Source organism: Streptomyces sp. NPDC043867 (genome assembly GCF_056435845.1).
Window position 1 is genome coordinate 1 of record NZ_JBWKDS010000041.1, and the last position, 23,043, is coordinate 23,043.

Genomic DNA, 23,043 nt, shown 5'->3' on the forward strand with positions numbered 1-23,043 from the left:
CTGCGTGACGTCGCGGAGAACCGCGAGCTCGGCGACGTCACCACGCTCACCGACTCCACGGTGATGGACCTCATCCAGGAGAAGCTGCCGGCGGCGCCCAGCGAGGACTGAGGTCACGGCCGAGAGGCCTGAGCATGCCCCCGAGGGCACCCGGCGCCGCGCCGGGTGCCCTCTTTGTGTTTAATGTGAAGATCACCGGATCCGTCCCGCAGCACCTTAGGTAAGCTAAGGAACGCATCAACAACGTCATACGTGGACCCAAGGTGCGCCGGGAAGTCTGGTCGGCATGTGCTCAGCCCTGCCCACCGACCGGAGGTCGCCCCGTGACCGCGCCCAGCACCGCCACCCGCAAGTTCCTCGGCCGGCTCTCGCTGCCCGAGCGGAACTTCGTCGCGAACGCGCTGCGCGCCGAGACCGTCGGCGGCATCCTGCTGCTCGTCGCCGCGATCGCCGCGTTGATCTGGGCGAACGTACCCGCGCTGCACGACAGCTACGAGAGCGTCCGCGACTTCCGCCTCGGCCCCGCCGCGCTCGGACTCGACCTGTCCGTCGAGCACTGGGCGGCCGACGGCCTCCTCGCCGTCTTCTTCTTCGTCGCCGGCATCGAACTCAAGCGGGAACTGGTCGCGGGCGACCTGCGGGATCCGAAGGCCGCGCTGCTGCCGGTCGTCGCCGCGCTCTGCGGCATGGCCGTACCGGCGCTCGTCTACACCCTCGTCAACGTCACCGGCGGCGGCTCCCTCCAGGGCTGGGCGGTCCCGACCGCGACCGACATCGCCTTCGCGCTGGCCGTCCTCGCCGTCCTCGGCACGTCCCTGCCCTCGGCCCTGCGCGCCTTCCTGCTCACGCTCGCCGTCGTCGACGACCTGTTCGCCATCCTGATCATCGCGGTGTTCTTCACCGACCGGCTGAACTTCCCGGCGCTCGGCGGCGCCGTCGTGGGCCTCGCCGTCTTCTGGCTGCTGCTGCGCAAGGGGGTACACGGCTGGTACGTGTACGTCCCGCTGGCCCTCGTCATCTGGGGGCTGATGTACAACAGCGGCATCCACGCCACCATCGCCGGTGTCGCGATGGGCCTGATGCTGCGCTGCCACCGGGTGGAGGGCGCGGGACCGGACGGCAAGCCCGAGGAGCAGTCCCCCGGCGAGCGCGTCGAACACCTGGTGCGCCCTGTGTCGGCAGGACTCGCCGTTCCGCTGTTCGCCCTGTTCAGCGCGGGTGTCGCGATGTCCGGCGGCGCCCTGGGCGCCGTCTTCACCCGGCCCGAGACGCTCGGTGTGATCCTCGGCCTGGTCGTCGGCAAGACGGTCGGTATCTTCGGCGGGACCTGGCTGACGGCCCGTTTCACCCGGGCCTCCCTGAGCGAGGACCTCGCCTGGCCGGACGTCCTCGCGGTCTCCTCCCTCGCCGGCATCGGCTTCACCGTCTCGCTGCTCATCGACGAACTGGCCTTCGCGGGTGACCCGGTGCTCGCCGACGAGGTCAAGGCCGCCGTCCTCATCGGCTCCCTGATCGCGGCCGTACTCGCCGGGACGCTGCTGAAGGTACGGAACGCCAAGTACCGCCACCTGTGCGAGGCCGAGGAGCGCGACGAGGACAGCGACGGCATCCCCGACATCTACGAACTGGACAACCCGGCGTACCACTTGCGCATGGCCGACATCTACGAGAAGAAGGCGGCCGAGCACCGCAGGCTGGCCGCGGAAAAGGCGGCCGAGCGACGCGCGCTTGCCGAAGTGAAGGGCGGGGCAGGCGAGGAGAACGCCGGTCCGGCATGATCTGACGGGACCGCACCATTCCATGCAGAAGAGGGAGATCGCGATGAGCGCACCCGACGGCAGCCCGGTCGGCGCCGAACGCAGCATCGGCCAGTTGTTCGCCTCGGCGACGACCGAGATGTCCGCGCTGGTGCACGACGAGATCGCGCTGGCGAAGGCGCAGCTCAGGCAGGACGTCAAGCGCGGGGCGGTCAGCGGGGGCGCGTTCTCCGCGGCCGGCGCGGTGCTGATCTTCTCCCTGCCGATGCTGAGCTTCGCCCTGGCGTACGCCATCCGGACCTGGAGCGACTGGAACCTCGCCGTCTGCTTCCTGCTCTCCTTCGCCGCGAACGTGCTGGTCGCCGGGGTGCTCGCGCTGATCGGTGTCGTCTTCGCGAAGAAGGCCAAGAAGGGCAAGGGCCCGCAGAAGGTCGCCGCCTCGATGAAGGAGTCGGCGGGCGTCCTGCAGAACGCCAGGCCGCACCCGCGTGAGGTGACCGCCCACGAGCGTGTCCCGGAGGCCATCGAGGCTGTGGCACGCTCATCCTCATGACCGACCCCGCCACACCTTCGGCTCCACCCGCTTCAGTCGTACGGCTCGACGTGCCCGGCGGGAAAGAGGTCGTCCACCGGGACGTCGCGGCCAACGGCGCGCGCTTCCACATCGCCGAGATGGGCGACGGGCCGCTCGTTCTCCTGCTGCACGGCTTCCCGCAGTTCTGGTGGGCCTGGCGGCATCAGATGGCGGCTCTCGCCGACGCGGGTTTCCGCGCGGTGGCCATGGACCTGCGGGGCGTCGGCGGCAGCGACCGCACCCCGCGCGGCTACGACCCGGCGAACCTCGCCCTCGACATCACCGGGGTCGTCCGGTCACTAGGCGAGCCCGACGCCGCGCTCGTCGGCCACGACCTGGGCGGCTACCTGGCGTGGACGGCCGCCGTGATGCGCCCGAAGCTCGTCCGCCGGCTGGCGGTGTCCTCGATGCCCCACCCCCGCCGCTGGCGCTCGGCCATGCTCTCGGACGTCAAGCAGACGACCGCGGGTTCCTACATCTGGGGGTTCCAGCGGCCGTGGATCCCCGAGCGTCAACTCGTCGCCGACGACGCCGCTCTGGTGGGCCGTCTGATGCGGGACTGGTCGGGTCCGCGCCTGCCGGACGACGAGGCCGTGGAGACGTACCGGCGCGCCATGTGCATCCCGTCGACGGCGCACTGCGCGATCGAGCCGTACCGCTGGATGGTGCGTTCGATGGCGCGCCCGGACGGCATCCAGTTCAACCGGCGCATGAAGCGGCCGCTGCGGGTGCCGACGCTCCATCTGCACGGTTCGCTGGACCCGGTGATGCGCACGCGCAGCGCCGCGGGCTCCGGCCAGTACGTCGAAGCCCCGTACCGCTGGCGGCTGTTCGACGGACTGGGGCACTTCCCGCACGAGGAGGACCCGGTGGCATTTTCCACCGAGCTCATCAACTGGCTGAAGGACCCCGAACCCGACCGCTGACGAGTCCCGCGGGCGTCCGGTAGATGGGCGTTCGAACCCGTTCGGCATCCAGCAGGGAACGCTTGTCCTTCGAACAGCCAAATGCCTCGCGCATAGGCCAATTGGGGGCCCGGGAGGCGGTTACCGACCATGAGGCCCGGGCAGACGTCGGGGTATGGGCTGGACGCACGACTACAGTGACGCAGCACGCACCCGTCGCTCGGCCACGGGCCTGAGCTACCACCGGAGGGGTGCCCCGCAGCTGCAGGGCACGGACCTCAGGCTGGGAATCCCGCACATCCTGCGCCGCCGGGCCCGCTGGGTCTCGGCGCGGCTGCGTCATCCCCGCGGCTGACCCGCCGACCGGACGCCACGGCTCTTCGGCCCGGCTGGCCGGACAGCTTCCGCCTCGTCAGAGCGCGCAGCTGTCGCTGTCCACCTGCTGGTTCGCCGTACGACCCTTGGTGATGTCCTCCCGGACCTCGTCCGCCGTCAGCGCGTAGCCGGTGTCGTCGTTGTCGAGGGACTTGGCGAACACCACGCCGTACACCTTGCCTTCGGGCGTGAGCAGCGGTCCGCCGGAGTTTCCCTGACGCACGACGGCGTAGAGCGAGTAGACGTCGCGCCGGACCGTGCCGCGGTGGTAGATGTCCGGGCCGTTGGCGGTGAGCCGGCCGCGCACCCGCGCGGGCTGCACGTTGTACGCCCCGTTCTGCGGGAAGCCCGCGACGATCGCGCCGTCGTCCCTGGTCGCGTCCTTGGACGTGAACTGCAGGGTCGGCGCGCGCAGGTTCGGCACGTCCAGTACGGCGATGTCACGCTCCCAGTCGTACAGGACGACCGTCGCATCGTACTTCCGGCCCTCGCCGCCTATCTGGACCGTGGGCTCGTCGACACCGCCGACCACGTGCGCGTTGGTCATGACGCGGCGCTCGCCGAAGACGAAGCCGGTGCCTTCGAGGACCTTGCCGCAACTCTGGGCGGTGCCCATGACCTTGACGATGGACTTCTGCGCGCGCTTGGCCACCGCGCTGTTGGCGAGCGCCGGGTCGGGGGGCTGGACCTCGGTGATCGGTTCGTTCGCGAAGGGGCTGAAGACCTGCGGGAAGCCGTTCTGCGCGAGGGCCGAGGAGAAGTCGGCGAACCAGGTGTCGGCCTGGGTGGGCAGCGCCCGCGACACGCCCAGCAGCACCTTGGAGCCGCGTACTTCCTTGCCGAGCGTCGGCAGCGTCGTACCGGCGAGGGCCGAGCCGATCAGCCAGGCCACGAGCAGCATCGCCACCACGTTGACCAGGGCGCCGCCCGTCGCGTCCAGGGCGCGGGCGGGTGACCAGGTGATGTACCGGCGGAGCTTGTTGCCGAGGTGGGTGGTGAGGGCCTGGCCGACGGAGGCGCAGACGATCACGACGATCACCGCGACGACGGCGGCGGTCGTACTGACCTCCGTGTCCTCGGTCATGGCGCCCCAGGCGACGGGGAGCAGGTAGACCGCGACGAGGCCGCCTCCCAGGAAGCCGATCACCGACAGGATGCCGACGACGAAGCCCTGGCGATAGCCCACGATCGCGAACCACACGGCGGCGACCAGCAACAGGATGTCCAGCACATTCACGGAGGCCACCCTGTCATGCGCGCCAGTCGAGCGGGACCTGCTTCTCCCGGTCCCAGGGCAGCTCCCAGCCCGCGTAGTGCAGGATCCTGTCGATGATCCCGGCCGTGAAGCCCCAGACGAGGGCCGATTCGACCAGGAAGGCCGGGCCCCGGTGACCGCTGGGGTGAACCGCCGTCGCCCGGTTCGCCGGGTCCGTGAGATCCGCCACGGGGACGGTGAAGACCCGCGCCGTCTCCGCCGGATCGACCGCGTCGACCGGGGTCGGACGGCGCCACCAGCCCAGCACCGGCGTCACCACGAAGCTGCTCACCGGAATGTAGAGCCGGGGCAGCACGCCGAAGAGCTGGACGCCGCTCGGTTCGAGGCCGGTCTCCTCCTCGGCCTCGCGCAGAGCGGCCCGCAGCGGCCCGTCGGTCTCGGGGTCGCCGTCCTCGGGGTCGAGGGCGCCACCGGGGAAGGACGGCTGGCCCGCGTGCGATCTGAGGGAGCTCGCGCGTTCCATGAGCAGCAGCTCGGGGCCGCGCTCCCCCTCGCCGAAGAGGATCAGCACGGCGGACTGGCGGCCCGCGCCGTCGGCCGGCGGCAGGAAGCGGCTCAGCTGGAGCGGCTGCACCGTCTCCGCGGCGCGGGCCACCGGTTCGAGCCAGCCGGGCAGGCCGTCCTTGCTCGGCGCGATCCCGTCGGCGGACAGGCCGCGGCCCAGCTGTGTGCCGTGGCCGTGCTGCGTGCCGTTGCCCTGGTGTGTGCCGTGGCCGTGGTGCGTATGGCTCGCGTGCGTCATCGCCACCCCCGTTCTTCCGGTCTCAACGCGTGCGGGGCCGCGGATCGTTCCGCGCCGCAGGTCATCCGGTGCCCAGGGGCGGTGCCGCGATGCCACCTGCGTCCAGGTAGGCCTGCGGGGGCTTGAGGCGCTGGCCCGGGAAGCCGCCCTTCTCGTACTTCAGGAGCTTCTTCGCCTTCTCGGGGTCCGTCTCGCCCTCCCCGTACGCCGGGCAGAGCGGGGCGACGGGGCAGGCGCCGCAGGCCGGTTTACGGGCATGACAGATGCGGCGGCCGTGGAAGATCACGTGGTGCGAGAGCATCGTCCACTCGCTCTTCGGGAAGAGGGCGCCGACGACCGCCTCGACCTTGTCCGGGTCGGTCTCGTCCGTCCACTGCCAACGGCGCACGAGGCGTCCGAAGTGGGTGTCCACGGTGATACCGGGCCGCCCGAAGGCGTTGCCGAGCACCACGAACGCGGTTTTGCGGCCCACTCCGGGCAGCTTGACGAGGTCTTCCAGCCGGCCTGGCACCTCGCCCCCGAAATCGTCCCGCAGCGCCTTGGAGAGCCCTATCACCGACCTGGTCTTGGCCCGGAAGAACCCGGTGGGCCGCAGGATCTCCTCGACCTCCTCCGGGTTGGCGGCGGCCAGGTCCTCGGGCGTGGGGTACTTCGCGAAGAGCGCCGGTGTCGTCTGGTTCACCCGCAGGTCGGTCGTCTGCGCGGACAGCACGGTGGCGATCACGAGCTGGAACGCGTTCTCGAAGTCCAGTTCGGGGTGCGCGTACGGATACACCTCGGCGAGCTCGCGGTTGATGCGGCGGGCCCGACGGACGACGGCGGGATCGGCCTTGGGCTGCTGCGGCGGGGGCTTCTTGACCGCGCTCTTGGCCGTCTTGACCGTCTTCGCCGCCTTGGCTGCCTTCGCCGTCTTCGCCGTCTTCGCCGTCTTCGCCGTCTTGGCAGCCTTCCCGGGCGGGGCCTTTTCGGCCAGCGCCTTCGTCGCGGACGCGGCCTTCGTCGCGGACGCGGCCTTCGTCGCGGACGCGGTCCTCTTCGCGGGTGTCGCCTTCTTGACGGCGGTCTTCGCCTTCTTGACGGCGGTCTTCGCCGGCGCGGTCGTCTGCTCCGCGGGCGCGGTCGTCTGCCCGGCGGGCGCCGGCTTCTTCACGATGGCCTTCGTCTTCTTGTTCTCGGCGGGCTTCTCGGCGGCGGCCTGCGCCGGCGCCGACCCTGCCGCATTTGTCGGTTTACTGGTTCCGCCCGTGGCCTGTTCGCCCACAGCGGAATCGCGACGTACAACCACCCGCCCAGCCCCCTTGGCCTGTGCTCTCACCGGCGATTTGGACACTCGGCCAGCCTAAAGCCCGGCACCGACATCCGCCCCGGACCCTGAAGATCGGCCCCCAATTGGCCCCCTGCCGCACTCGCCAGGACGCCAGTACGGCAGACTTGTGACTGATCACACTGTTTGGAACGCCCGGCAAAATGGGGAACACGGTCCCCTGGCACACGGGGGAGCAAGATCCCCTGAGCAGGTCGACAAGGAGAGAACTCGTGGACGACGTTCTGCGGCGCGCCCCGCTCTTCGCGGCGCTCGATGACGAGCAGGCCGCGGAGCTCCGCGCCTCCATGAGTGAGGTGACCCTCGCCCGCGGTGACGCTCTCTTCCACGAGGGCGACCCCGGGGACCGGCTGTACGTGGTCACCGAGGGCAAGGTGAAGCTCCACCGCACCTCCCCCGACGGCCGGGAGAACATGCTGGCCGTCCTCGGCCCCGGCGAGCTGATCGGAGAGCTGTCGCTGTTCGACCCCGGTCCGCGTACGGCCACGGCCAGCGCGCTCACCGAGGTCAAGCTGCTGGGCCTCGGCCACGGCGACCTCCAGCCCTGGCTGAACGCGCGGCCCGAGGTGGCAGCCGCCCTGCTGCGCGCCGTCGCCCGGCGCCTGCGCAAGACCAACGACCAGATGTCCGACCTGGTCTTCTCGGACGTGCCGGGCCGGGTGGCCCGCGCGCTCCTGGACCTCTCCCGCCGCTTCGGCGTGCAGTCGGAGGAGGGCATCCACGTCGTGCACGACCTGACGCAGGAGGAGCTGGCCCAGCTGGTCGGCGCCTCCCGCGAGACGGTCAACAAGGCCCTCGCCGACTTCGCCGGGCGCGGCTGGCTCCGCCTGGAGGCCCGTGCCGTGATCCTGCTGGACGTCGAGCGGCTCGCGAAGCGCTCGCGCTGACGCCGTCCGCTTCATCGCCGTACGCGACGGGGTCCCGCCTTCCGGAGAGGCGGGACCCCGTCGTCGACGGACGTTTCCCGCCCCTTCGCCCCATCCCGGCTCCGCGCTGACGCGCTCGTCCTGAAATGCCGGACGGGCCGGCCAACACATCGGGCACAGTGGGGGCGTGAGCGGAAGTGAGCAGCGCAGAGGGCTCGACGCCCAGGGATACATGGAGCGCGAGGGATCCCTCGGGAGGATCCCGCCGGCGTTCCGGCCCGTCGTCGCGGCGGCGCGCAGCCGGGTCGGCGAGGTCTTCGGGGCGCGGCTGCACAGCGCGTACCTCTACGGATCGATCCCGCGCGGCGCCGCGCGCGTGGGCCGCAGCGATCTGGACCTGCTGCTGGTCCTGCGCGAGGAACCGACGGAGACCGACCACGCGGACGCCCGCGCGCTGGACGAGGCCCTCGACGCGCGGTTCCCCCAGATCGACGGCGCCGGGACGCTGCTGCTGGGCCGGGAGCGCGCGCTGAGCGACCTGGAGAGGTACGACGGCGGCTGGTTCGTCGCCTGCCTCTGTACGCCTCTCCTGGGCGAGGATCTGGCCGCCCACCTGCCGCGCTACCGGCCCGACTCCCTGCTGGCCCGGGAGACGAACGGCGACCTGGCGGTGCTCCTGCCGCGCTGGCGTGAACGGATCAGGGACGCGGCGGACACCGACGAGGCACGAAGCCGCCTGGTGCGCCTCATGTCACGCCGCCTCGTCCGCACCGGGTTCACCCTCGTCATGCCGCGCTGGAACGGCTGGACGAGCGATCTGCGGGAGATGGCCGGGGCGTTCGGCGCGTACTACCCGGCGCGCGCCTGCGAGCTGCGCGAGGCGGCCGCCCTCGGATACGAACCGCGCGGCGACCTGGCCGTCCTGCGTTCGTACGTCGACGACCTCGGCCCGTGGCTTGCCGAGGAGTACGCGCGCGTGCACGGCGTCAAGGCGCCACGTCCTGAATAGGGCCTGCCCGGCAGTTCCGCGACAGAACAGCTAGATGAGGCCGTGTTCCTGGAGGTAGTCCATCTGGGCCCGTACGGACAGTTCCGCGGCGGGCCACAGCGAGCGGTCCACGTCGGCGTACACGTGGGCGACGACCTCGCCCGGCGACCGCAGGCCGTTCTCGACGGCCGTCTCGACCTGGGCGAGGCGGTGGGCGCGGTGGGCGAGATAGAACTCGACGGCGCCCTGCGCGTCGTCGAGGACCGGTCCGTGGCCCGGCAGGACGGTGTGGACGCCGTCGTCGACCGTCAGGGACCGCAGCCGCCGCAGCGAGTCGAGATAGTCCCCCAGGCGGCCGTCGGGATGGGCCACCACGGTCGTACCGCGCCCGAGGACGGTGTCCCCGGTCAGGACGGCCCGGTCGGCCGGGAGATGGAAGCACAGCGAGTCGGCGGTGTGCCCGGGTGTCGGCACGACCCGCAGTTCGAGTCCGCCGACGGTGACGACGTCCCCGTGGGCGAGCCCTTCGTCGCCGAGCCGCAGCGCCGGGTCCAGCGCCCGCACCTTCGTGCCCGTCAGCTCGGCGAACCGCCCGGCGCCCTCCGCGTGGTCCGGGTGCCCGTGCGTGAGCAGGGTCAGCGCGACCCGCTTGCCCGCCCGCTGCGCGGTGTCCACGACGTTCCGCAGGTGTCCGTCGTCCAGCGGCCCGGGGTCGACGACGACCGCGAGCTCGGAGTCCGGCTCGGACAGGAGCCAGGTGTTCGTGCCGTCCAGGGTCATCACGGACGCGTTCGGGGCCAGGACGTTGACGGCCCGCGGGGTGGCGAGACCGGAGTGGACCCCGCCCCGCGGCTGTCCTGGAAGGGCTGCTGCTTCCGTCATGCGGGGGCTCCCCCGGTCGGGATGTGCTTGGTGAACTCGTCGTGTCCCGGCCAGGACAGGACCACTTCGTCGCCCTCCAGGCGGGCCTGCGCCAGAACGGGCGTCAGGTCGCGGGCCTGCGCGGCGGCGAGGGCGTCGGCGGCCGTGGCGTACGGGAGCAGCTGGCGCAGGGTCGCGATGGTCGGCGGCATCATGAGCAGCTCGCCCCTGTCGTACCCCGGCGCCGCGTCCGCGGGCCTGATCCACACGGTGCGGTCAGCCTCCGTGGAGGCGTTGCGGGTGCGCTGGCCTTCGGGGAGGGCGGCCACGAAGAACCAGGTGTCGTAGCGCCGGGGTTCGAACTCGGGGGTGATCCAGCGGGTCCAGGCGCCGAGCAGGTCCGACCTCAGGACCAGCCCGCGGCGGTCAAGGAACTCGGCGAAGGAGAGGTCCCGGGCGACCAGGGCCGCACGGTCCGCCTCCCACTCCTCGCCCGTCGTGTCGCCGACCACGGTGTCCGGGGTGGGCCCGGCGAGCAGGACGCCGGCCTCCTCGTACGTCTCACGGACCGCCGCGCAGACGACGGCCTGGGCGGACGTCTCGTCGACGCCCAGCCGGTCCGCCCACCACGCGCGCGTGGGACCCGCCCAGCGGATGTGGTGCTCGTCGTCGCGGTGGTCCACGCCGCCGCCCGGATACGCGTACGCGCCTCCGGCGAAGGCCATGGAGGCGCGTCTGCGCAGCATGTGCACCACGGGGGCGCCGTCGGTGTCCCTGAGCAGCATGACGGTGGCCGCCCGCCTCGGGGCGACCGGTGTGAGCGTGCCGTCCGCGAGCGCACGGATCCGCTCGGGCCACTCCGGTGGGTACCACTGCCCATTCGCCATGGCCGGAGGCTATCCCGTGGCGCGCTGATGTTCGAGAGGCGGCTGTCGGCCGACCGGGAGCGGTCCCGGGCCGACAGGCGCCGGGTCCCGGGCCGACAGGCGCCGGGTCCCGGACCAGCAGGCGCCGGGTCCGGGCCGGCAGGGGCGGGTCCGGGCGGCAGGGGCGGGTCCGGGCCGGCAGGGGCGAGTCCCGGACGGCAGGGGCGAGTCCCGGACGGCAGGGGCGAGTCCCGGACGGCAGGGGCGGGTCCCGGACGGAAAGCCTGCTCCTGGGGTGGCGGGTTACGCCCCGGTCAGCTCCACCTGGATCTCGACCTCGACCGGCGCGTCCAGTGGCAGGACCGTCACACCGACCGCGCTGCGGGCGTGCACGCCCTTGTCGCCGAGAACCTCGCCCAGCAGTTCGCTCGCGCCGTTCAGGACACCGGGCTGGCCGGTGAAGTCCGCGGCGGAGGCCACGAAACCGACGACCTTCACGACGCGCGCGATGCGGTCCAGGTCGCCCGCCACCGACTTGACCGCGGCGAGCGCGTTCAGCGCACAGGTACGGGCCAGGTCCTTGGCCTCCTCGGCCGTGACCTCGGCGCCCACCTTGCCGGTCACCGGGAGCTTGCCGTCCACCATCGGCAGCTGGCCGGCCGTGTAGACGTACACGCCGGACTGCACGGCCGGCTGGTACGCGGCCAGCGGCGGAACGACCGCCGGCAGCGTCAGGCCGAGCTCGCGGAGCTTGGACTCGACGGCACTCATGCCTGCTTCTCCCGCTTCAGATAGGCCACCAGCTGCTCGGGGTTGTTCGGCCCGGGCACGACCTGGACGAGCTCCCAGCCGTCCTCGCCCCAGGTGTCCAGAATCTGCTTCGTGGCATGGACGAGCAGCGGCACGGTTGCGTATTCCCACTTGGTCATGTGGCCGACTGTATCCGCTGTTATCCACAGCCTCCCGCGTAGCCCGGGCGCGGACTGGTTAGGCTCGAAGACGTGAGCAGGCTCCAGGTCGTCAGTGGCAAGGGCGGTACCGGCAAGACCACGGTAGCCGCCGCCCTCGCGCTCGCCCTCGCGACCGAGGGCAAGCGGGCCCTCCTCGTCGAGGTCGAGGGCAGGCAGGGCATCGCGCAGCTCTTCGAAACAGAAGCGCTGCCTTACGAGGAGCGGAAGATCGCCGTCGCTCCGGGGGGCGGGGAGGTGTACGCACTGGCCATCGACGCCGAGCTGGCCCTTCTGGACTACCTCCAGATGTTCTACAAGCTCGGCGGCGCGGGACGAGCCCTGAAGAAGCTCGGCGCCATCGACTTCGCGACCACCGTCGCACCCGGCGTGCGGGACGTCCTCCTCACGGGCAAGGCCTGCGAGGCCGTGCGCCGCAAGGACAAGAGCGGCCGCTTCGCCTACGACTACGTGGTGATGGACGCCCCGCCCACGGGCCGCATCACCCGCTTCCTGAACGTGAACGACGAAGTGGCCGGCCTGGCCAGGATCGGCCCGATACACAATCAGGCGCAGGCCGTCATGCGCGTCCTGAAGTCCACCGAGACGGCCGTCCATCTGGTGACCCTGCTGGAGGAGATGCCCGTCCAGGAGACCGCGGACGCCATCGCCGAGCTGCACGCGGCCGGGCTGCCGGTGGGGCGGCTCATCGTGAACATGGTGCGTCCCGGCGTACTGGATCAGGCCGATCTGGAATTCGTCCGGGCCGCTCCCCGGAGCGGCATCGCAAGGTCGCTCTCCACGGCCGGACTCGGCGGCGCCCGTCGCGGCGGGCTCGCCGAACGGCTCGTGGAGCCGCTCGTCCAGCAGGCCGAGGAGTACGCCGAGCGCCACACCCTGGAGCACGAGCAGCGGGCCGTGCTCAGGGAGTCGGGCCTGCCGCTGCACGAACTCCCGCTGCTCGCCGAGGGCATGGACCTCGCGGGCCTGTACGAACTGGCCAAGGAACTGCGTCAGCAAGGGATCTCATGAGTCCGGACCCGGCACGCGCCCAGGGCCACGGCCCTGCATCCGATCAGGCCCGCGCGATCGACTCCGCACGCCTTCTGGAGATCGATCCGCTGATCGACGACCCGAAGACCCGCATCGTGGTGTGCTGCGGCTCGGGCGGTGTCGGCAAGACGACCACGGCGGCGGCCCTCGGGCTGCGCGCCGCCGAGCGCGGCCGCAAGGTGGTCGTGCTGACCATCGACCCGGCCCGCCGGCTCGCCCAGTCCATGGGCATCGACTCCCTCGACAACACCCCGCGCCGGGTGAAGGGCGTCGAGGGCGACGGTGAACTGCACGCCATGATGCTGGACATGAAGCGCACCTTCGACGAGATCGTCGAGGCGCACGCGGACGGCGAGCGGTCGGCCGCCATCCTGAGCAACCCCTTCTACCAGTCGCTTTCGGCGGGCTTCGCGGGCACGCAGGAGTACATGGCGATGGAGAAGCTCGGGCAGCTTCGCTCCCGCGACGAGTGGGACCTGATCGTCGTCGACACGCCGCCCTCGCGTTCGGCGCTGGACTTCCTGGACGCGCCGAAGCGGCTCGGCTCGTTCCTCGACGGCAAGCTGATCCGGGTCCTGATGGCACCGGCGAAGGTCGGCGGACGCGCGGGGATGAAATTCCTGAACGTCGGGATGTCCATGATGACGGGCACCCTGGGCAAGCTGCTGGGCGGTCAGCTGCTGAAGGACATCCAGACGTTCGTGGCCGCGATGGACACGATGTTCGGGGGCTTCCGCAAGCGGGCGGACGCCACGTTCAAGCTGCTCCAGGCGCCCGGGACGGCCTTCCTGGTGGTGGCAGCCCCGGAGCGGGACGCGTTGCGTGAGGCCGCGTACTTCGTCGAGCGCCTGGCCGCCGAGCACATGCCGCTGGCGGGTCTGGTCCTCAACCGGGTCCACGGCAGCGGCGCCGCGCATCTGTCCGCCGAACGGGCGCTCGCCGCGGCGGAGAACCTCGAACTCACCACCGCGGAGAATCGTCACTCCGGAAGCGCCGGGAGCGACGGGAGCGACGGGAGCGACGGGAGCGACGAACTCGCCGGAGCGGACGAAGTCGTCGGTGCCGCCGGGGACGAGGGCCGCACGACCCCGGTGACCGGGGACTCCACGGTCGTAGAAAATCTTGCGGCCGCCCGCATTGTGGATCAGGGCGACGGGAAAGCTGGACTTCGTAACTCTCCCGAAACGTACGGCAGTTCAGAATCTCCCGTCGATCCGGATCCAGCCTCTCCTTCTGTTTCCCCGTCCGCGCCCCGGTCCCTGTCCGCTTCCGCTTCCGCCGAAGGCTCCCCCGCCACGGACGGAGCAGTCGAACAGCTCACCGCGGGCCTGCTGAGGCTGCACGCCGAGCGAATGCAGCTGCTGTCCCGTGAGCGGCGTACACGTGACCGTTTCACCGCGCGCCATCCCGAGGTGGCGGTGGCCGAAGTAGGCGCACTGCCCGGCGATGTGCACGACCTCGCGGGGCTGCGTGACATCGGGAACCGGCTGGCGGCCCATCGGCCGGAGCTGCCCGAAGCCGAGGCATGAGGCCCCAGGCTCGACCCGCGCCGCGCACAACAGCCCCAGGCCGAGCGGCGCACAAGGCAACCGAGGCCCGGAACGCGGACGGGTAGCCGAGGCCCGGAATATGACCGGATAGCCGAGGCCCGGAATGCGGACGGGCCACCAGCCGCGGGCCCGTGCGGCGCCGACGTGACGCGGCGCCCGGGTCCGAAGGCTCGACCAAGCGGCCGGGGCGCCGGCGCCTGATCAAGCCGTCCTGCGCCCGCACCTGAGAGGCCCCTGTCGTGTGTCACAGGGGCGTGCTCTTCATGCCAGGGGGTGGTGGAGACGGATCCGGCGGACCCGCCGCCGCGGCCCGAGGGCACGGCGTCCGAGTCCGAGGGACGGTCCCCTCAGCCCACCGCCGCGTAGTTCTCGTACACCTCTTCCTCGTCGAGGGGCAGCAGGCCGGCACCGCGCTCGTACTCCGTACGCGCGGTCTCCAGCAGCCGACGCCACGACGTCACGGTCGGTCGCCTGCGCAGCAGTGCGCGGCGCTCACGCTCCGTCATGCCACCCCACACGCCGAACTCGACGCGGTTGTCGAGCGCATCGGCGAGGCATTCTGTGCGCACCGGACATCCGGTGCACACCGCCTTCGCCCGGTTCTGCGCTGCTCCTTGAACGAACAGTTCATCCGGATCGGTAGTGCGGCAGGCCGCCTGCGCACTCCAGTCGGTTACCCAGCCCATACCGGCGCCGTCCTCTCCCGAATCGAGGCTCCCCCACGGCGGCAGCGGCATATTCACCGCCGCCAGTTGAGGACGTTACGGAAGGTGGGCACAGCGCAACACCCCCTTCGGGCCCAATCTTGAATGGTCCGAACGGACTATGCGTAAGCGGCAGATCACCCGGGGGAGTGAGCGCAGGACATACGGCAGTTTCCCGGCAGACCGGGACAGTTCAGTTGAGCCACAACGGACGCCCGATGACACACAAGGCGGATTCGGACACGCCCCCAACAAAAATAATGGGAGACGTCCGGAACGATTCGGGGTCGCCGGACGTACTTGATACGTGGCCCTGCTGCTGTGACAGTTGAGAGCAGCTTAGGCCAAGGCATATACGCGTGTCCGGCGAATGAGAACGTAGGCTGCCCTCATGCCAAAGAAGCGCTCGGGCGGTGGTCTGTCCCCATCGCAGCAGGCCGCCAAGTTCCTCGGTGTCAGTGTGCTCGCCGGAGCGGTGCTGGCCGGAATCGCGTTGCCCGCCGCCGGCGCGCTGGGCCTCGCGGCCAAGGGTTCCGTCGAGGGCTTCGACGAGATCCCCGCCAACCTCAAGCGGCCCCCGCTGAGCCAGCGCACCTCCATCCTGGACAACCAGGGCGGCCAGATCGCGACGGTCTACTCGCGTGACCGCACGGTGGTCGACCTCAAGGACATCTCGCCGTACATGCAGAAGGCGATCGTCGCCATCGAGGACTCGCGCTTCTACGAGCACGGCGCCGTGGACCTGAAGGGCATCCTGCGCGCTGTGAACCAGAACGCGCAGAGCGGCGGAGTCGCCCAGGGCGCGTCCACGCTGACGCAGCAGTACGTGAAGAACGTCTTCGTGGAGGAGGCCGGCGACGACCCGACCAAGGTCGCCGAGGCCACCCAGCAGACGCTCGGCCGCAAGATCCGCGAGCTGAAGTACGCGATCCAGATCGAGGAGAAGCTCGGCAAGAAGCGCATCCTCGAGAACTACCTGAACATCACCTTCTTCGGAGAGCAGGCCTACGGCGTCGAGGCCGCGGCCCAGCGCTACTTCTCCAAGCCCGCCAAGAAGCTGAACCTCCAGGAGTCCGCGCTGCTCGCGGGCATCGTCCAGTCGCCCAGCCGGTACGACCCGGTCAACGACGAGGCGGAGGCCGTCAAGCGGCGCAACACCGTCCTCCAGCGCATGGCCGAGGTGCACGACATCTCCCGGCAGGAGGCCGAGAAGGCGAAGAAGAAGCCGCTCGGACTGCACGTCAGCGAGCCGAAGAACGGCTGCATCACCGCAGTCAAGGGCGCCGGCTTCTTCTGCGACTACGTGCGCGAGGTCTTCCTGAACAACACGGTCTTCGGCAAGACCAGGGAGGCCCGGGCCAAGGTCTGGAACCAGGGCGGCCTGACGATCCGTACGACGCTGGACCCGCAGGCCCAGGAGTCGGCCCAGGCGTCGATCAAGGAGCACGTCAACAAGAGCGACGACGTGGCCACCGCCGCGACCATCGTCGAGCCCGGCACCGGCAAGATCCTCGCGATGGGCCAGTCGCGTCCGTACGGCTTCGGCAAGAACCAGACCCAGATCAACCTCTCCGTGGACAAATCCATGGGCGGCGGCGCGGGGTACCAGCCCGGTTCCACGTTCAAGCCGATCGTGGCCGCGGCCGCCGTGGAGGGTGGCAAGCCGGCGACGCAGCAGTACTCCTCGCCGTACGAGATGGAGTACCCGAGCCCGGTCTCCGTGTGCGACGGCAAGAACTGGACCAACCTCCAGAACGAGAAGCTCACGAACGAGAACGAGTCGGAGCACGGTCCGTACGGCATGAAGGAAGCGACCGCCAAGTCGGTCAACACCTACTACGTGCAGCTGATCAGCGACATCGGCATCTGCCCGGTGACCGACATGGCGAAGAAGATGGGCGTGAAGCGCGCCGACGGTTCCAAGATGGCGCAGGCACCGTCCATCGCGCTCGGCACGCAGGAGATGTCCCCGCTGACGATGGCGAACGCGTACGCGACCTTCGCCTCGCGCGGCACGTACTGCACGCCGATCGCCATCGAGTCGATCAGCCAGATCGTGGGCGACGAGAAGAAGTCCCTGCGGGTGCCGAGGACGAGCTGCTCGCGTGCGATGTCCGAGACCACCGCCGACACCATCAACACGCTGCTGAAGGGCGTGGTCGAGGACGGTACGGGTACCGAGGCCGGTCTCACCGGCCGCGCCAGCGCGGGCAAGACCGGTACGACGGACTTCCGCTACGCCGCCTGGTTCGTCGGGTACACGCCGAACATGGCCGGCGCGGTCTGGGTCGGCGACCCCGCCCACAAGCGCCGGATGACCGACATCACCATCGGCGGCGTCTACCGCGACAAGGTGTACGGCGGTGAGGTCCCCGGCCCCATCTGGCGGGACATGATGACGGGCGCCCTGCAGAGCAAGCCCGCGCCCGACTTCACCCTCGTCAACATCCCCGACGGCGGCAGCGGCCGCGGCCAGGACGACGGCGGCAACGGCGACGGCGACGGCGACGGGAACGGGGACGGCAACGGGCACGGGAACGGGAACGGGAACGGGAACGGCAACGGGGGCGACGGCGGCATGACGACCGACGGCGGTATGACCACCATCGGCGGTACGACGACCGGCGGCGGCACCGACGGCGGCGCCTTCCCGACGCCCTCCTTCTCGATCCCCGAGGGCTTCATCCGGGGCCAGGGCAACGGCGGCAACGGGTTCGGGGGAAGGAACGGCTAGCCGGGCCGCCCGGCGGGGCTCCGCGTTCCACGTTCCTCTACGACACGGCGGTGGGGGCGCCCCTGGTGACCGGGGCGCCCCCACCTTTTTCGCACGTTGCCCCTCTGGGGTGAGCCGGGGCTCAGCTGCCCGCGGGAAGCTCTCGCGCGCGTTCGACCCATGGATGGGCCGGGGGCTCAGCTGCCCGCGAGGAGCTGCTTGACCACGGCGGCGACGCGGCCCCCCTCGGCCTGACCGGCCACCTTCGGGTTCACGATCTTCATGACCTGGCCCATGGCGCGCGGTCCCTCGGCACCGGCCGCCCGGGCCTCCTCGACCGCCTGGGCGACGATCTGCCGGAGCTCCTCGTCCGACATCTGCTTGGGCAGGTACGTGGCGAGGACCTCGCCCTCCGCCTTCTCCCGCTCGGCCGACTCGGCACGCCCGCCCTGCGCGAAGGCGTCCGCCGCCTCGCGGCGCTTCTTCGCCTCGCGGGTGATCACCTTCTGTACTTCGTCGTCGGAGAGCTCGCGCTTCGTCTTGCCCGCGACCTCCTCCTTGGTGATCGCGGCGAGGGTCAGCCGGAGCGTCGAGGAGCGGAGCTCGTCGCGCTCCTTGATGGCGGAGTTGAGGTCTTCCTGCAGCTTCGACTTGAGCGTGGTCATGTCGTCGATTGTCGCAGGTACGGGGAGACGAACGCCCGTCGATTTCGCGGGGGCCGTCCCGTTGCCGTGCCGGGAGTTGCTGCTGGGACGCCTCGGGAGGTGCGGGCCCCGAAGGTTGTCCACAGGCGGGCGTCGGTCCCTCCGAGGTCTGACACGATGGACGCATGCGCGCGCTATACGGAGTACCAATGGGAATCACGGCGGTGGGCGCCGCCGGTCTGTTGTACGCGGCGGGTTTCGAGGCCCGCTCCTTCCGTCTGCGACGGGTGACGGTCCCGGTCCTGCCACCGGGTATGCGTCCCCTGCGGGTGCTCCAGGTGTCCGACATCCACATGGTGAGCGGTCAGCGCAAGAAGCAGCGCTGGCTGCGCTCCCTCGCGGGGCTGCGGCCCGACTTCGTCATCAACACCGGGGACAACCTCTCCGACCCGGAGGGCGTCCCGGAGGTACTGGACGCGCTGGGTCCCCTGATGGAGTTCCCCGGGGCGTACGTCTTCGGGTCGAACGACTACTACGGCCCCAAACTCCGCAACCCCGCCAAGTACTTGTTCGAGAAGGCCCAGGGCCGGCACGGCCTGAACGGCAACGCGCCGGCGGTCAACGCGGTGCACAACCCGTGGGAGGACCTGCGGGAGGGCTTCGACGCGGCGGGCTGGCTGAACCTGACCAACGCACGCGGGACGCTGAAGATCGAGGGCGCCTCCGTCGAGCTGACCGGCCTCGACGACCCGCACATCAAGCGCGACCGCTACGCGCGCGTGGCGGGCGGCCCGTCGGAGTCTGCGGACTTCTCGATGGGCGTCGTGCACGCTCCGTACCTGCGCAGCCTTGACGCGTTCACGGCGGACGGCTATCCGCTGATCCTGGCGGGCCACACCCACGGCGGCCAGCTCTGCCTGCCCTTCTACGGCGCCTTCGTCACCAACTGCGACCTGGACACGGACCGGGTCAAGGGCCTGTCCGTGCACCACGCGGAGGGCCGGACGTCGTACATGCACGTGTCGGCGGGCTGCGGCACGAACCGCTACACACCGGTACGGTTCGCGTGCCCGCCGGAGGCGTCGTTGCTGACGCTGGTGGGGCGGAAGTAGGCGGGGGGAGCCTTGGCGCGCGGCTCGGCTGACCCGGACTGCCCGGGGGCCGGGGATGTCGGGCCCGCCAGGGCTGCCGGCCCGGGAGGCCGGGACCGCCGGGGGCGGGCCTGCTGGGCGTTGTAACCCGCTCGGCTTGTCCCGTATCGCCCGATTCGCGGCATCCACTTAGCGTGAGCTCATGACCGCCCCGATACCCAAGGACATGCCAGACCTCCCTGCGATTCCCGGTATCCCCGCGCCGGCCCCGTTCATCGTCCCAGCGACCGCGGTGGTGGCCCCTGTACGCCGCCGCGCGACAGCCGTCTACCGCCTTCTGGTGGTCCTGGCGGCCGCGGCCGGCGTGGCCATGGAACTCCGCTGGGGCAGCCCCGTCCGGGTACTGAGCTACTTCACGATCCAGAGCAATGTGCTGCTGGCCGTGGTGCTCCTCGCCTCGTCGCGGCGCGCATGGACGGCCCGCCGCCCCCTGCATCCGCTGGTGAACGGCGGCGCCCTGCTCTACATCGTGATCACGGGCCTCGTGTACCACATGATCCTGGCGAATGCCGCCGGCCCGTTCTCGATGACGGGCGACGCGCCGAGCGGCTGGCACGCGGTCGCGAACCATCTGCTGCACACGGTGACGCCGATCGCAGCGGTGGTGGACTGGCTGCTGCTGACGAGCCCGGCGCCGGTGCGGGTGAGCCAGGCGGCCGTCTGGCTCGTCTACCCCGTGGCCTACCTGGCGTTTTCTGTCACCCGCAGCGCGATGATCCCCTCGACCTCGCCGGTACGGTACCTGTACCCGTTCCTGGACATGGACCGGCACGGTCACCTGGGCGTTCTCAGCAACGCCCTGCTCCTGGGCCTCGCCTTCTACGCCCTCGCCCTCCTGCTCGTGGCCGCCGACCACCTCCGCCCGGACCCGGTCCGCCGCCGCGCCAAAACCGGATTTCGTCTCCAGCCACCGGTGGGCTAAAGTAAACGACGTCGCCGCGACAGCAGCGACAATCGGGGTGTAGCGCAGCTTGGCAGCGCGCTTCGTTCGGGACGAAGAGGTCGTGGGTTCAAATCCCGCCACCCCGACAGTGAAACACCAGGTCAGGGGCCTGATCCGCTTAGCGGGTCGGGCCCCTGAGTGGTTTCCGAGGCTCGTTGGGAGAAATTTGGGAGAAGATCCTGGAATTTCGCTCCCCCGACAGCGCCTATCGACGCGCTCTCAGACGCTCCCGCAAGAGGTCGTTGAGCACCGCGACCGGCGACGTCGGGCACATCGCGATCCGGGAATCGAGCGACGTCTCCCACTCGGTGGTGAGGTCCGCCAACAGCTCCTGCCGCATCTCGCGGGTGACGTGCCCGTGGGACACCCTCAGGCCAGGCCAACGAGGGGTCCGCGAAGGTTGTCGCGGCGCGCGGCTCCTTCCAGGACCCGGCGCTCGACCTCGCCGACGAGCTCGCCGGGCTGCTCGGCGAGTGGCTCGCCGGGGACCGGGTCGGCGTGGAGCTGGGGAACGAGCTGTACCTCGCCGCGCTGCGCAATCCCGCGTTGCGCCCCGTCGCCGCCGAGTGGTGCCAGGAGCTGTCCGACGCCCTCGCCGAGCGCATCGATCCCGTCACGGCACGGGCCCTGGTCGCGCTCATGGACGGGATCTCGCTCTAAGGTGCTGCTCACGGGCGGGGTGTACGACGCCAGGTACGCACGGGAGATGCTGGCGCGGCCGATCCCGTAGGGTCGCGCCCGTTCCCTGAGAAAATCCTGTGCGGGCGTGAACTCTTCGCGGGGCAGCGGGGAACAACGGGTGACACGCTCGACCCACCCGCTGACGGAGGACCCGTGACTGGACCACCGGCGCTCGACCCCGGCGACGAGCGCGACGGCCATGTCATCGCGCAGTCCCTGGAACATCCGGAGCTGTTCGCCCGGCTCTACGACCGGTACGCACCCGACATCCACCGGTACGCGGCCCGGCGCCTCGGCGACCACGCGGCGGACGACGTCACGGCCGACACGTTCCTGACCGCGTTCCGGGTGCGTGCCCGCTACGACGCCTCGCGGGCCAGTGCCCGGCCCTGGCTGTACGGGATCGCCGCGCACCTCATCGGCAAGCAGCGCCGGAAGGAAGTACGCGGTCTGCGGGCGCTGGCCAGGACCGGCCAGGACCCCGTCGCGGCCGGCTGGGTCGAGGACACCGCGGACCTGGTCGCCGACCGGGCCCCGCTCGCGGACGCGCTCGCCGCGCTGTCTGCCGCCGACCGGCATGTGCTGCTGCTCGTGGCCTGGGCCGACCTGACCTACCAGGAGGTAGCCGAGGCTCTCGGCATACCCGTCGGGACCGTGCGGTCCCGGCTCAACCGGGCCCGCCGCAAGGTACGGGCCGCGCTGGGTGCCGACCCGGCTTTTCTGGGTGGAGTGGCGGAGGTGGTCCGGTCGTGAACGTGGACGAGATGAAGGACGTACGGGAGTTCCGGGCCGGGGTGCCGAAGCCCGACCGGGCACGGCTCGCCGAGGGGCGGGACCGGCTGAGCAGCGCCGCGGGGCGTGGCCGGGGACGCCGGCTGCGGGCCGACTGGCGGCTCGCAGCGGGTGGGGCAGCCGCCGCGCTCACCGCGGTGGCCGTGCTGGCCTCCGGCGTCGGAGGGGGCGGCCACAGTGGTGCGGAGCGCACGGTGCCGACTACGACGCGGACGGTGCCGGGTCCGGTGAAGGAGGTGCTGGAGCGGGCCGCGTCCACGGTGGAGCGGGCTGATCCGCCGCCCACGCCGCACGCGGGCCAGTGGGTCTACGTGAAGAAGCTCTCGGCCAGTCCCGGAATCTGGCCCCCGAGCGCCGCCCCCCGGCCCGAGCCGAAGCCGAAGCCCCGGGAGCACTGGACGCGGTACGCGGATCCGCGCTTCGAGAACGGCAAGGAGGGCGACGACCGCTCCATGCGCGAACGGCTCCGCTTCCTCGACGAGCTGCCGGACGACCCGGCCGCCGTGCTGAAGAAGGTCCGCGCCTACTACCCGTCCGGGAAGGGCAGCGCCGAGTCCGAGGGGGAGCAGGACATGGGTGCGCTGAGTGTGCTGTTCGCCTCCCAGCCCATCCCGCCGCAGGCGCTCGCCAAGCTGTACCGCGCGCTGGCCGCGGTCCCCGGCGTCGAGGTCACCGACCATCTCGTACGGGACCTCGCGGGCCGGGACGCCCTCGCGGTCGGGCACGACGAGAAGGGGCAGAAGGTCCGCCGCGAGATCCTGATCGACCCGCACACATACCAGTACCTCGGCGACCGACAGATCGTCGTCAAGGACTACAAGGATTCGTTCCCGGGCGCCGACGACACCCCTGACCGGCCCTGGAAGGCGGGCGACCTCATGTTCCAGAACGCGCTCCTGGCCACGGGAGTCGTGGACCACAGGGGCGATCGCCCCTGATATCCGGCGAGGGCGCCGAAGCACCGACTTCACCCAAGACCTGACGCTGGGAGAAATCCGGGGGAGCCGACTTCGGGAGCGGCTCCCCTTGGTCCCCAAGGGGTGGCCTGCTGACCGCCATAACGCCAGGCACGCTGCCCTTGTTGGGTACCGTCGCGTCCCGGGCTCTACTCCTGAACGAGGTCGTAGAAAGCCCGTTGAGGGTCGGTTTTGACGATGAGCCCGTCCGTGCACTGGTCTCGCAGGAGCTGCCGGACCCGCTTCTTTTGCCTACGCCGCGGCGAAGCTGCAGCGGGCCCTGTGCTTCCACCACGCCGTCCTCGACGCCCGGGACGACCTCGCCACCGCGATCACATGCCTGCGCGAACTCACGCGGAACGGCGGCTACTCCTA

22 protein-coding genes, 1 tRNA gene and 1 pseudogene are annotated in these 23,043 nt (G+C 70.8%); 15 read left to right on the plus strand and 9 right to left on the minus strand.

Translation table 11 applies throughout. From position 1 onward, the window contains the following. Positions 1-323 precede the first annotated feature (323 nt). The 4 genes from nhaA to AC069T_RS30760 all read left to right on the plus strand — a co-directional run bounded on the left by nhaA (position 324) and on the right by AC069T_RS30760 (position 3,591). Complete coding sequence (gene nhaA, locus AC069T_RS30745) at positions 324-1,778, plus strand: Na+/H+ antiporter NhaA (protein WP_478785856.1); 1,455 nt, start codon at positions 324-326, stop codon at positions 1,776-1,778. A 43-nt stretch (positions 1,779-1,821) separates the two neighbouring features. Then, on the plus strand, positions 1,822-2,310 hold the full coding sequence (locus AC069T_RS30750; RefSeq protein ID WP_478785857.1) for a phage holin family protein: 489 nt from the start codon (positions 1,822-1,824) through the stop codon (positions 2,308-2,310). After that, positions 2,307-3,257, plus strand: coding sequence for an alpha/beta fold hydrolase (locus AC069T_RS30755; RefSeq protein WP_478785858.1), 951 nt, complete (start codon positions 2,307-2,309; stop codon positions 3,255-3,257). Before AC069T_RS30750 ends, AC069T_RS30755 begins: the two co-directional genes overlap by 4 nt. Positions 3,258-3,411: 154 nt before the next feature. After that, the gene (locus tag AC069T_RS30760) at positions 3,412-3,591 is read left to right on the plus strand and encodes a hypothetical protein (protein WP_358852898.1); all 180 of its coding nucleotides are present in this window, start codon (positions 3,412-3,414) and stop codon (positions 3,589-3,591) included. A gap of 57 nt (positions 3,592-3,648) precedes the next feature. On the opposite strand, the gene AC069T_RS30765 is transcribed toward AC069T_RS30760, so the two are convergent. The 3 genes from AC069T_RS30765 to nth all read right to left on the minus strand — a co-directional run bounded on the left by AC069T_RS30765 (position 3,649) and on the right by nth (position 6,779). Continuing rightward, positions 3,649-4,848: a MarP family serine protease gene (locus AC069T_RS30765; protein ID WP_478785859.1), complete on the minus strand. Its 1,200-nt coding sequence runs from the start codon at positions 4,846-4,848 to the stop codon at positions 3,649-3,651. A gap of 13 nt (positions 4,849-4,861) precedes the next feature. Beyond that, positions 4,862-5,629: an NUDIX hydrolase gene (locus AC069T_RS30770; RefSeq protein WP_478785860.1), complete on the minus strand. Its 768-nt coding sequence runs from the start codon at positions 5,627-5,629 to the stop codon at positions 4,862-4,864. A 61-nt stretch (positions 5,630-5,690) separates the two neighbouring features. After that, entirely contained in the window at positions 5,691-6,779 is a 1,089-nt protein-coding gene (gene nth / locus AC069T_RS30775; RefSeq protein ID WP_478785920.1) for an endonuclease III, read from the minus strand. A gap of 386 nt (positions 6,780-7,165) precedes the next feature. Between nth and AC069T_RS30780 the strand changes: the two genes are divergently transcribed. After that, positions 7,166-7,840: a Crp/Fnr family transcriptional regulator gene (locus AC069T_RS30780; RefSeq protein WP_016642758.1), complete on the plus strand. Its 675-nt coding sequence runs from the start codon at positions 7,166-7,168 to the stop codon at positions 7,838-7,840. 211 nt (positions 7,841-8,051) lie between these two features. Then, on the plus strand, positions 8,052-8,828 hold the full coding sequence (locus AC069T_RS30785) for a nucleotidyltransferase domain-containing protein (protein WP_478785921.1): 777 nt from the start codon (positions 8,052-8,054) through the stop codon (positions 8,826-8,828). A 30-nt stretch (positions 8,829-8,858) separates the two neighbouring features. On the opposite strand, the gene AC069T_RS30790 is transcribed toward AC069T_RS30785, so the two are convergent. The 4 genes from AC069T_RS30790 to AC069T_RS30805 form a co-directional block, all read right to left on the minus strand. Beyond that, positions 8,859-9,689 carry an MBL fold metallo-hydrolase gene (locus AC069T_RS30790; protein ID WP_478785861.1) on the minus strand — a complete coding sequence of 277 codons (831 nt, stop codon included), beginning with the start codon at positions 9,687-9,689 and terminating at the stop codon, positions 8,859-8,861. Then, positions 9,686-10,555, minus strand: a complete 870-nt coding sequence (locus tag AC069T_RS30795; protein ID WP_478785862.1) for an NUDIX hydrolase — start codon at positions 10,553-10,555, stop codon at positions 9,686-9,688. Before AC069T_RS30795 ends, AC069T_RS30790 begins: the two co-directional genes overlap by 4 nt. Positions 10,556-10,837: 282 nt before the next feature. After that, positions 10,838-11,305, minus strand: a complete 468-nt coding sequence (locus tag AC069T_RS30800; protein ID WP_478785863.1) for a RidA family protein — start codon at positions 11,303-11,305, stop codon at positions 10,838-10,840. Then, positions 11,302-11,463: a Sp36 family protein gene (locus AC069T_RS30805; protein WP_003975360.1), complete on the minus strand. Its 162-nt coding sequence runs from the start codon at positions 11,461-11,463 to the stop codon at positions 11,302-11,304. Before AC069T_RS30805 ends, AC069T_RS30800 begins: the two co-directional genes overlap by 4 nt. A gap of 72 nt (positions 11,464-11,535) precedes the next feature. On the opposite strand from AC069T_RS30805, the gene bagA reads away from it, so the two are divergent. Beyond that, a complete protein-coding gene (gene bagA, locus AC069T_RS30810; RefSeq protein WP_478785864.1) occupies positions 11,536-12,513 on the plus strand; it encodes an ATPase BagA in 978 nt (325 codons plus the stop codon). Next, positions 12,510-14,063, plus strand: a complete 1,554-nt coding sequence (bagB, locus tag AC069T_RS30815) for an ATPase BagB (RefSeq protein ID WP_478785865.1) — start codon at positions 12,510-12,512, stop codon at positions 14,061-14,063. The genes bagA and bagB overlap by 4 nt, the downstream gene beginning before the upstream one ends. 368 nt (positions 14,064-14,431) lie before the next feature. On the opposite strand, the gene wblA is transcribed toward bagB, so the two are convergent. Beyond that, a complete protein-coding gene (wblA, locus tag AC069T_RS30820) occupies positions 14,432-14,770 on the minus strand; it encodes a transcriptional regulator WblA (RefSeq protein WP_059133594.1) in 339 nt (112 codons plus the stop codon). Positions 14,771-15,179: 409 nt separating this feature from the next. On the opposite strand from wblA, the gene AC069T_RS30825 reads away from it, so the two are divergent. Beyond that, positions 15,180-17,522: a transglycosylase domain-containing protein gene (locus AC069T_RS30825; RefSeq protein ID WP_478785866.1), complete on the plus strand. Its 2,343-nt coding sequence runs from the start codon at positions 15,180-15,182 to the stop codon at positions 17,520-17,522. A gap of 176 nt (positions 17,523-17,698) precedes the next feature. Here AC069T_RS30825 and AC069T_RS30830 read toward each other — a convergent pair whose 3' ends face one another. Beyond that, positions 17,699-18,166: a GatB/YqeY domain-containing protein gene (locus tag AC069T_RS30830; RefSeq protein ID WP_476753711.1), complete on the minus strand. Its 468-nt coding sequence runs from the start codon at positions 18,164-18,166 to the stop codon at positions 17,699-17,701. A 164-nt stretch (positions 18,167-18,330) separates the two neighbouring features. Between AC069T_RS30830 and AC069T_RS30835 the strand changes: the two genes are divergently transcribed. The 6 genes and pseudogenes from AC069T_RS30835 (at position 18,331) to AC069T_RS30860 (ending at position 22,650) form a co-directional block, all read left to right on the plus strand. Continuing rightward, positions 18,331-19,257 carry a metallophosphoesterase gene (locus AC069T_RS30835; protein WP_478785867.1) on the plus strand — a complete coding sequence of 309 codons (927 nt, stop codon included), beginning with the start codon at positions 18,331-18,333 and terminating at the stop codon, positions 19,255-19,257. Between the two features lie 181 nt (positions 19,258-19,438). Then, positions 19,439-20,218: a Pr6Pr family membrane protein gene (locus AC069T_RS30840; protein ID WP_478785868.1), complete on the plus strand. Its 780-nt coding sequence runs from the start codon at positions 19,439-19,441 to the stop codon at positions 20,216-20,218. A gap of 33 nt (positions 20,219-20,251) precedes the next feature. Further along, a tRNA-Pro gene (locus AC069T_RS30845) sits at positions 20,252-20,325 on the plus strand. Between the two features lie 289 nt (positions 20,326-20,614). Next, positions 20,615-20,969: pseudogene (locus tag AC069T_RS30850) on the plus strand (TetR/AcrR family transcriptional regulator); the annotation flags it as partial. A gap of 104 nt (positions 20,970-21,073) precedes the next feature. Further along, positions 21,074-21,673: an RNA polymerase sigma factor gene (locus AC069T_RS30855; protein ID WP_478785869.1), complete on the plus strand. Its 600-nt coding sequence runs from the start codon at positions 21,074-21,076 to the stop codon at positions 21,671-21,673. Next, positions 21,670-22,650, plus strand: coding sequence for a CU044_5270 family protein (locus tag AC069T_RS30860; RefSeq protein WP_478785870.1), 981 nt, complete (start codon positions 21,670-21,672; stop codon positions 22,648-22,650). Before AC069T_RS30855 ends, AC069T_RS30860 begins: the two co-directional genes overlap by 4 nt. The last annotated feature ends 393 nt before the right edge of the window (positions 22,651-23,043 follow it).

What these genes read in the sequence shown, in the direction of transcription:
- AC069T_RS30750 (WP_478785857.1), top strand. Translation starts at nt 1,822, where the DNA reads ATGAGCGCACCCGACGGCAGCCCGGTCGGCGCCGAACGCAGCATCGGC.
- AC069T_RS30755 (WP_478785858.1), top strand. Translation starts at nt 2,307, where the DNA reads ATGACCGACCCCGCCACACCTTCGGCTCCACCCGCTTCAGTCGTACGG.
- AC069T_RS30760 (WP_358852898.1), top strand. Translation starts at nt 3,412, where the DNA reads ATGGGCTGGACGCACGACTACAGTGACGCAGCACGCACCCGTCGCTCG.
- AC069T_RS30770 (WP_478785860.1), bottom strand. Translation starts at nt 5,629, where the DNA reads ATGACGCACGCGAGCCATACGCACCACGGCCACGGCACACACCAGGGC.
- AC069T_RS30785 (WP_478785921.1), top strand. Translation starts at nt 8,052, where the DNA reads ATGGAGCGCGAGGGATCCCTCGGGAGGATCCCGCCGGCGTTCCGGCCC.
- AC069T_RS30790 (WP_478785861.1), bottom strand. Translation starts at nt 9,689, where the DNA reads ATGACGGAAGCAGCAGCCCTTCCAGGACAGCCGCGGGGCGGGGTCCAC.
- AC069T_RS30795 (WP_478785862.1), bottom strand. Translation starts at nt 10,555, where the DNA reads ATGGCGAATGGGCAGTGGTACCCACCGGAGTGGCCCGAGCGGATCCGT.
- AC069T_RS30800 (WP_478785863.1), bottom strand. Translation starts at nt 11,305, where the DNA reads ATGAGTGCCGTCGAGTCCAAGCTCCGCGAGCTCGGCCTGACGCTGCCG.
- AC069T_RS30805 (WP_003975360.1), bottom strand. Translation starts at nt 11,463, where the DNA reads ATGACCAAGTGGGAATACGCAACCGTGCCGCTGCTCGTCCATGCCACG.
- bagB (WP_478785865.1), top strand. Translation starts at nt 12,510, where the DNA reads ATGAGTCCGGACCCGGCACGCGCCCAGGGCCACGGCCCTGCATCCGAT.
- wblA (WP_059133594.1), bottom strand. Translation starts at nt 14,770, where the DNA reads ATGGGCTGGGTAACCGACTGGAGTGCGCAGGCGGCCTGCCGCACTACC.
- AC069T_RS30825 (WP_478785866.1), top strand. Translation starts at nt 15,180, where the DNA reads ATGCCAAAGAAGCGCTCGGGCGGTGGTCTGTCCCCATCGCAGCAGGCC.
- AC069T_RS30830 (WP_476753711.1), bottom strand. Translation starts at nt 18,166, where the DNA reads ATGACCACGCTCAAGTCGAAGCTGCAGGAAGACCTCAACTCCGCCATC.
- AC069T_RS30835 (WP_478785867.1), top strand. Translation starts at nt 18,331, where the DNA reads ATGCGCGCGCTATACGGAGTACCAATGGGAATCACGGCGGTGGGCGCC.
- AC069T_RS30840 (WP_478785868.1), top strand. Translation starts at nt 19,439, where the DNA reads ATGACCGCCCCGATACCCAAGGACATGCCAGACCTCCCTGCGATTCCC.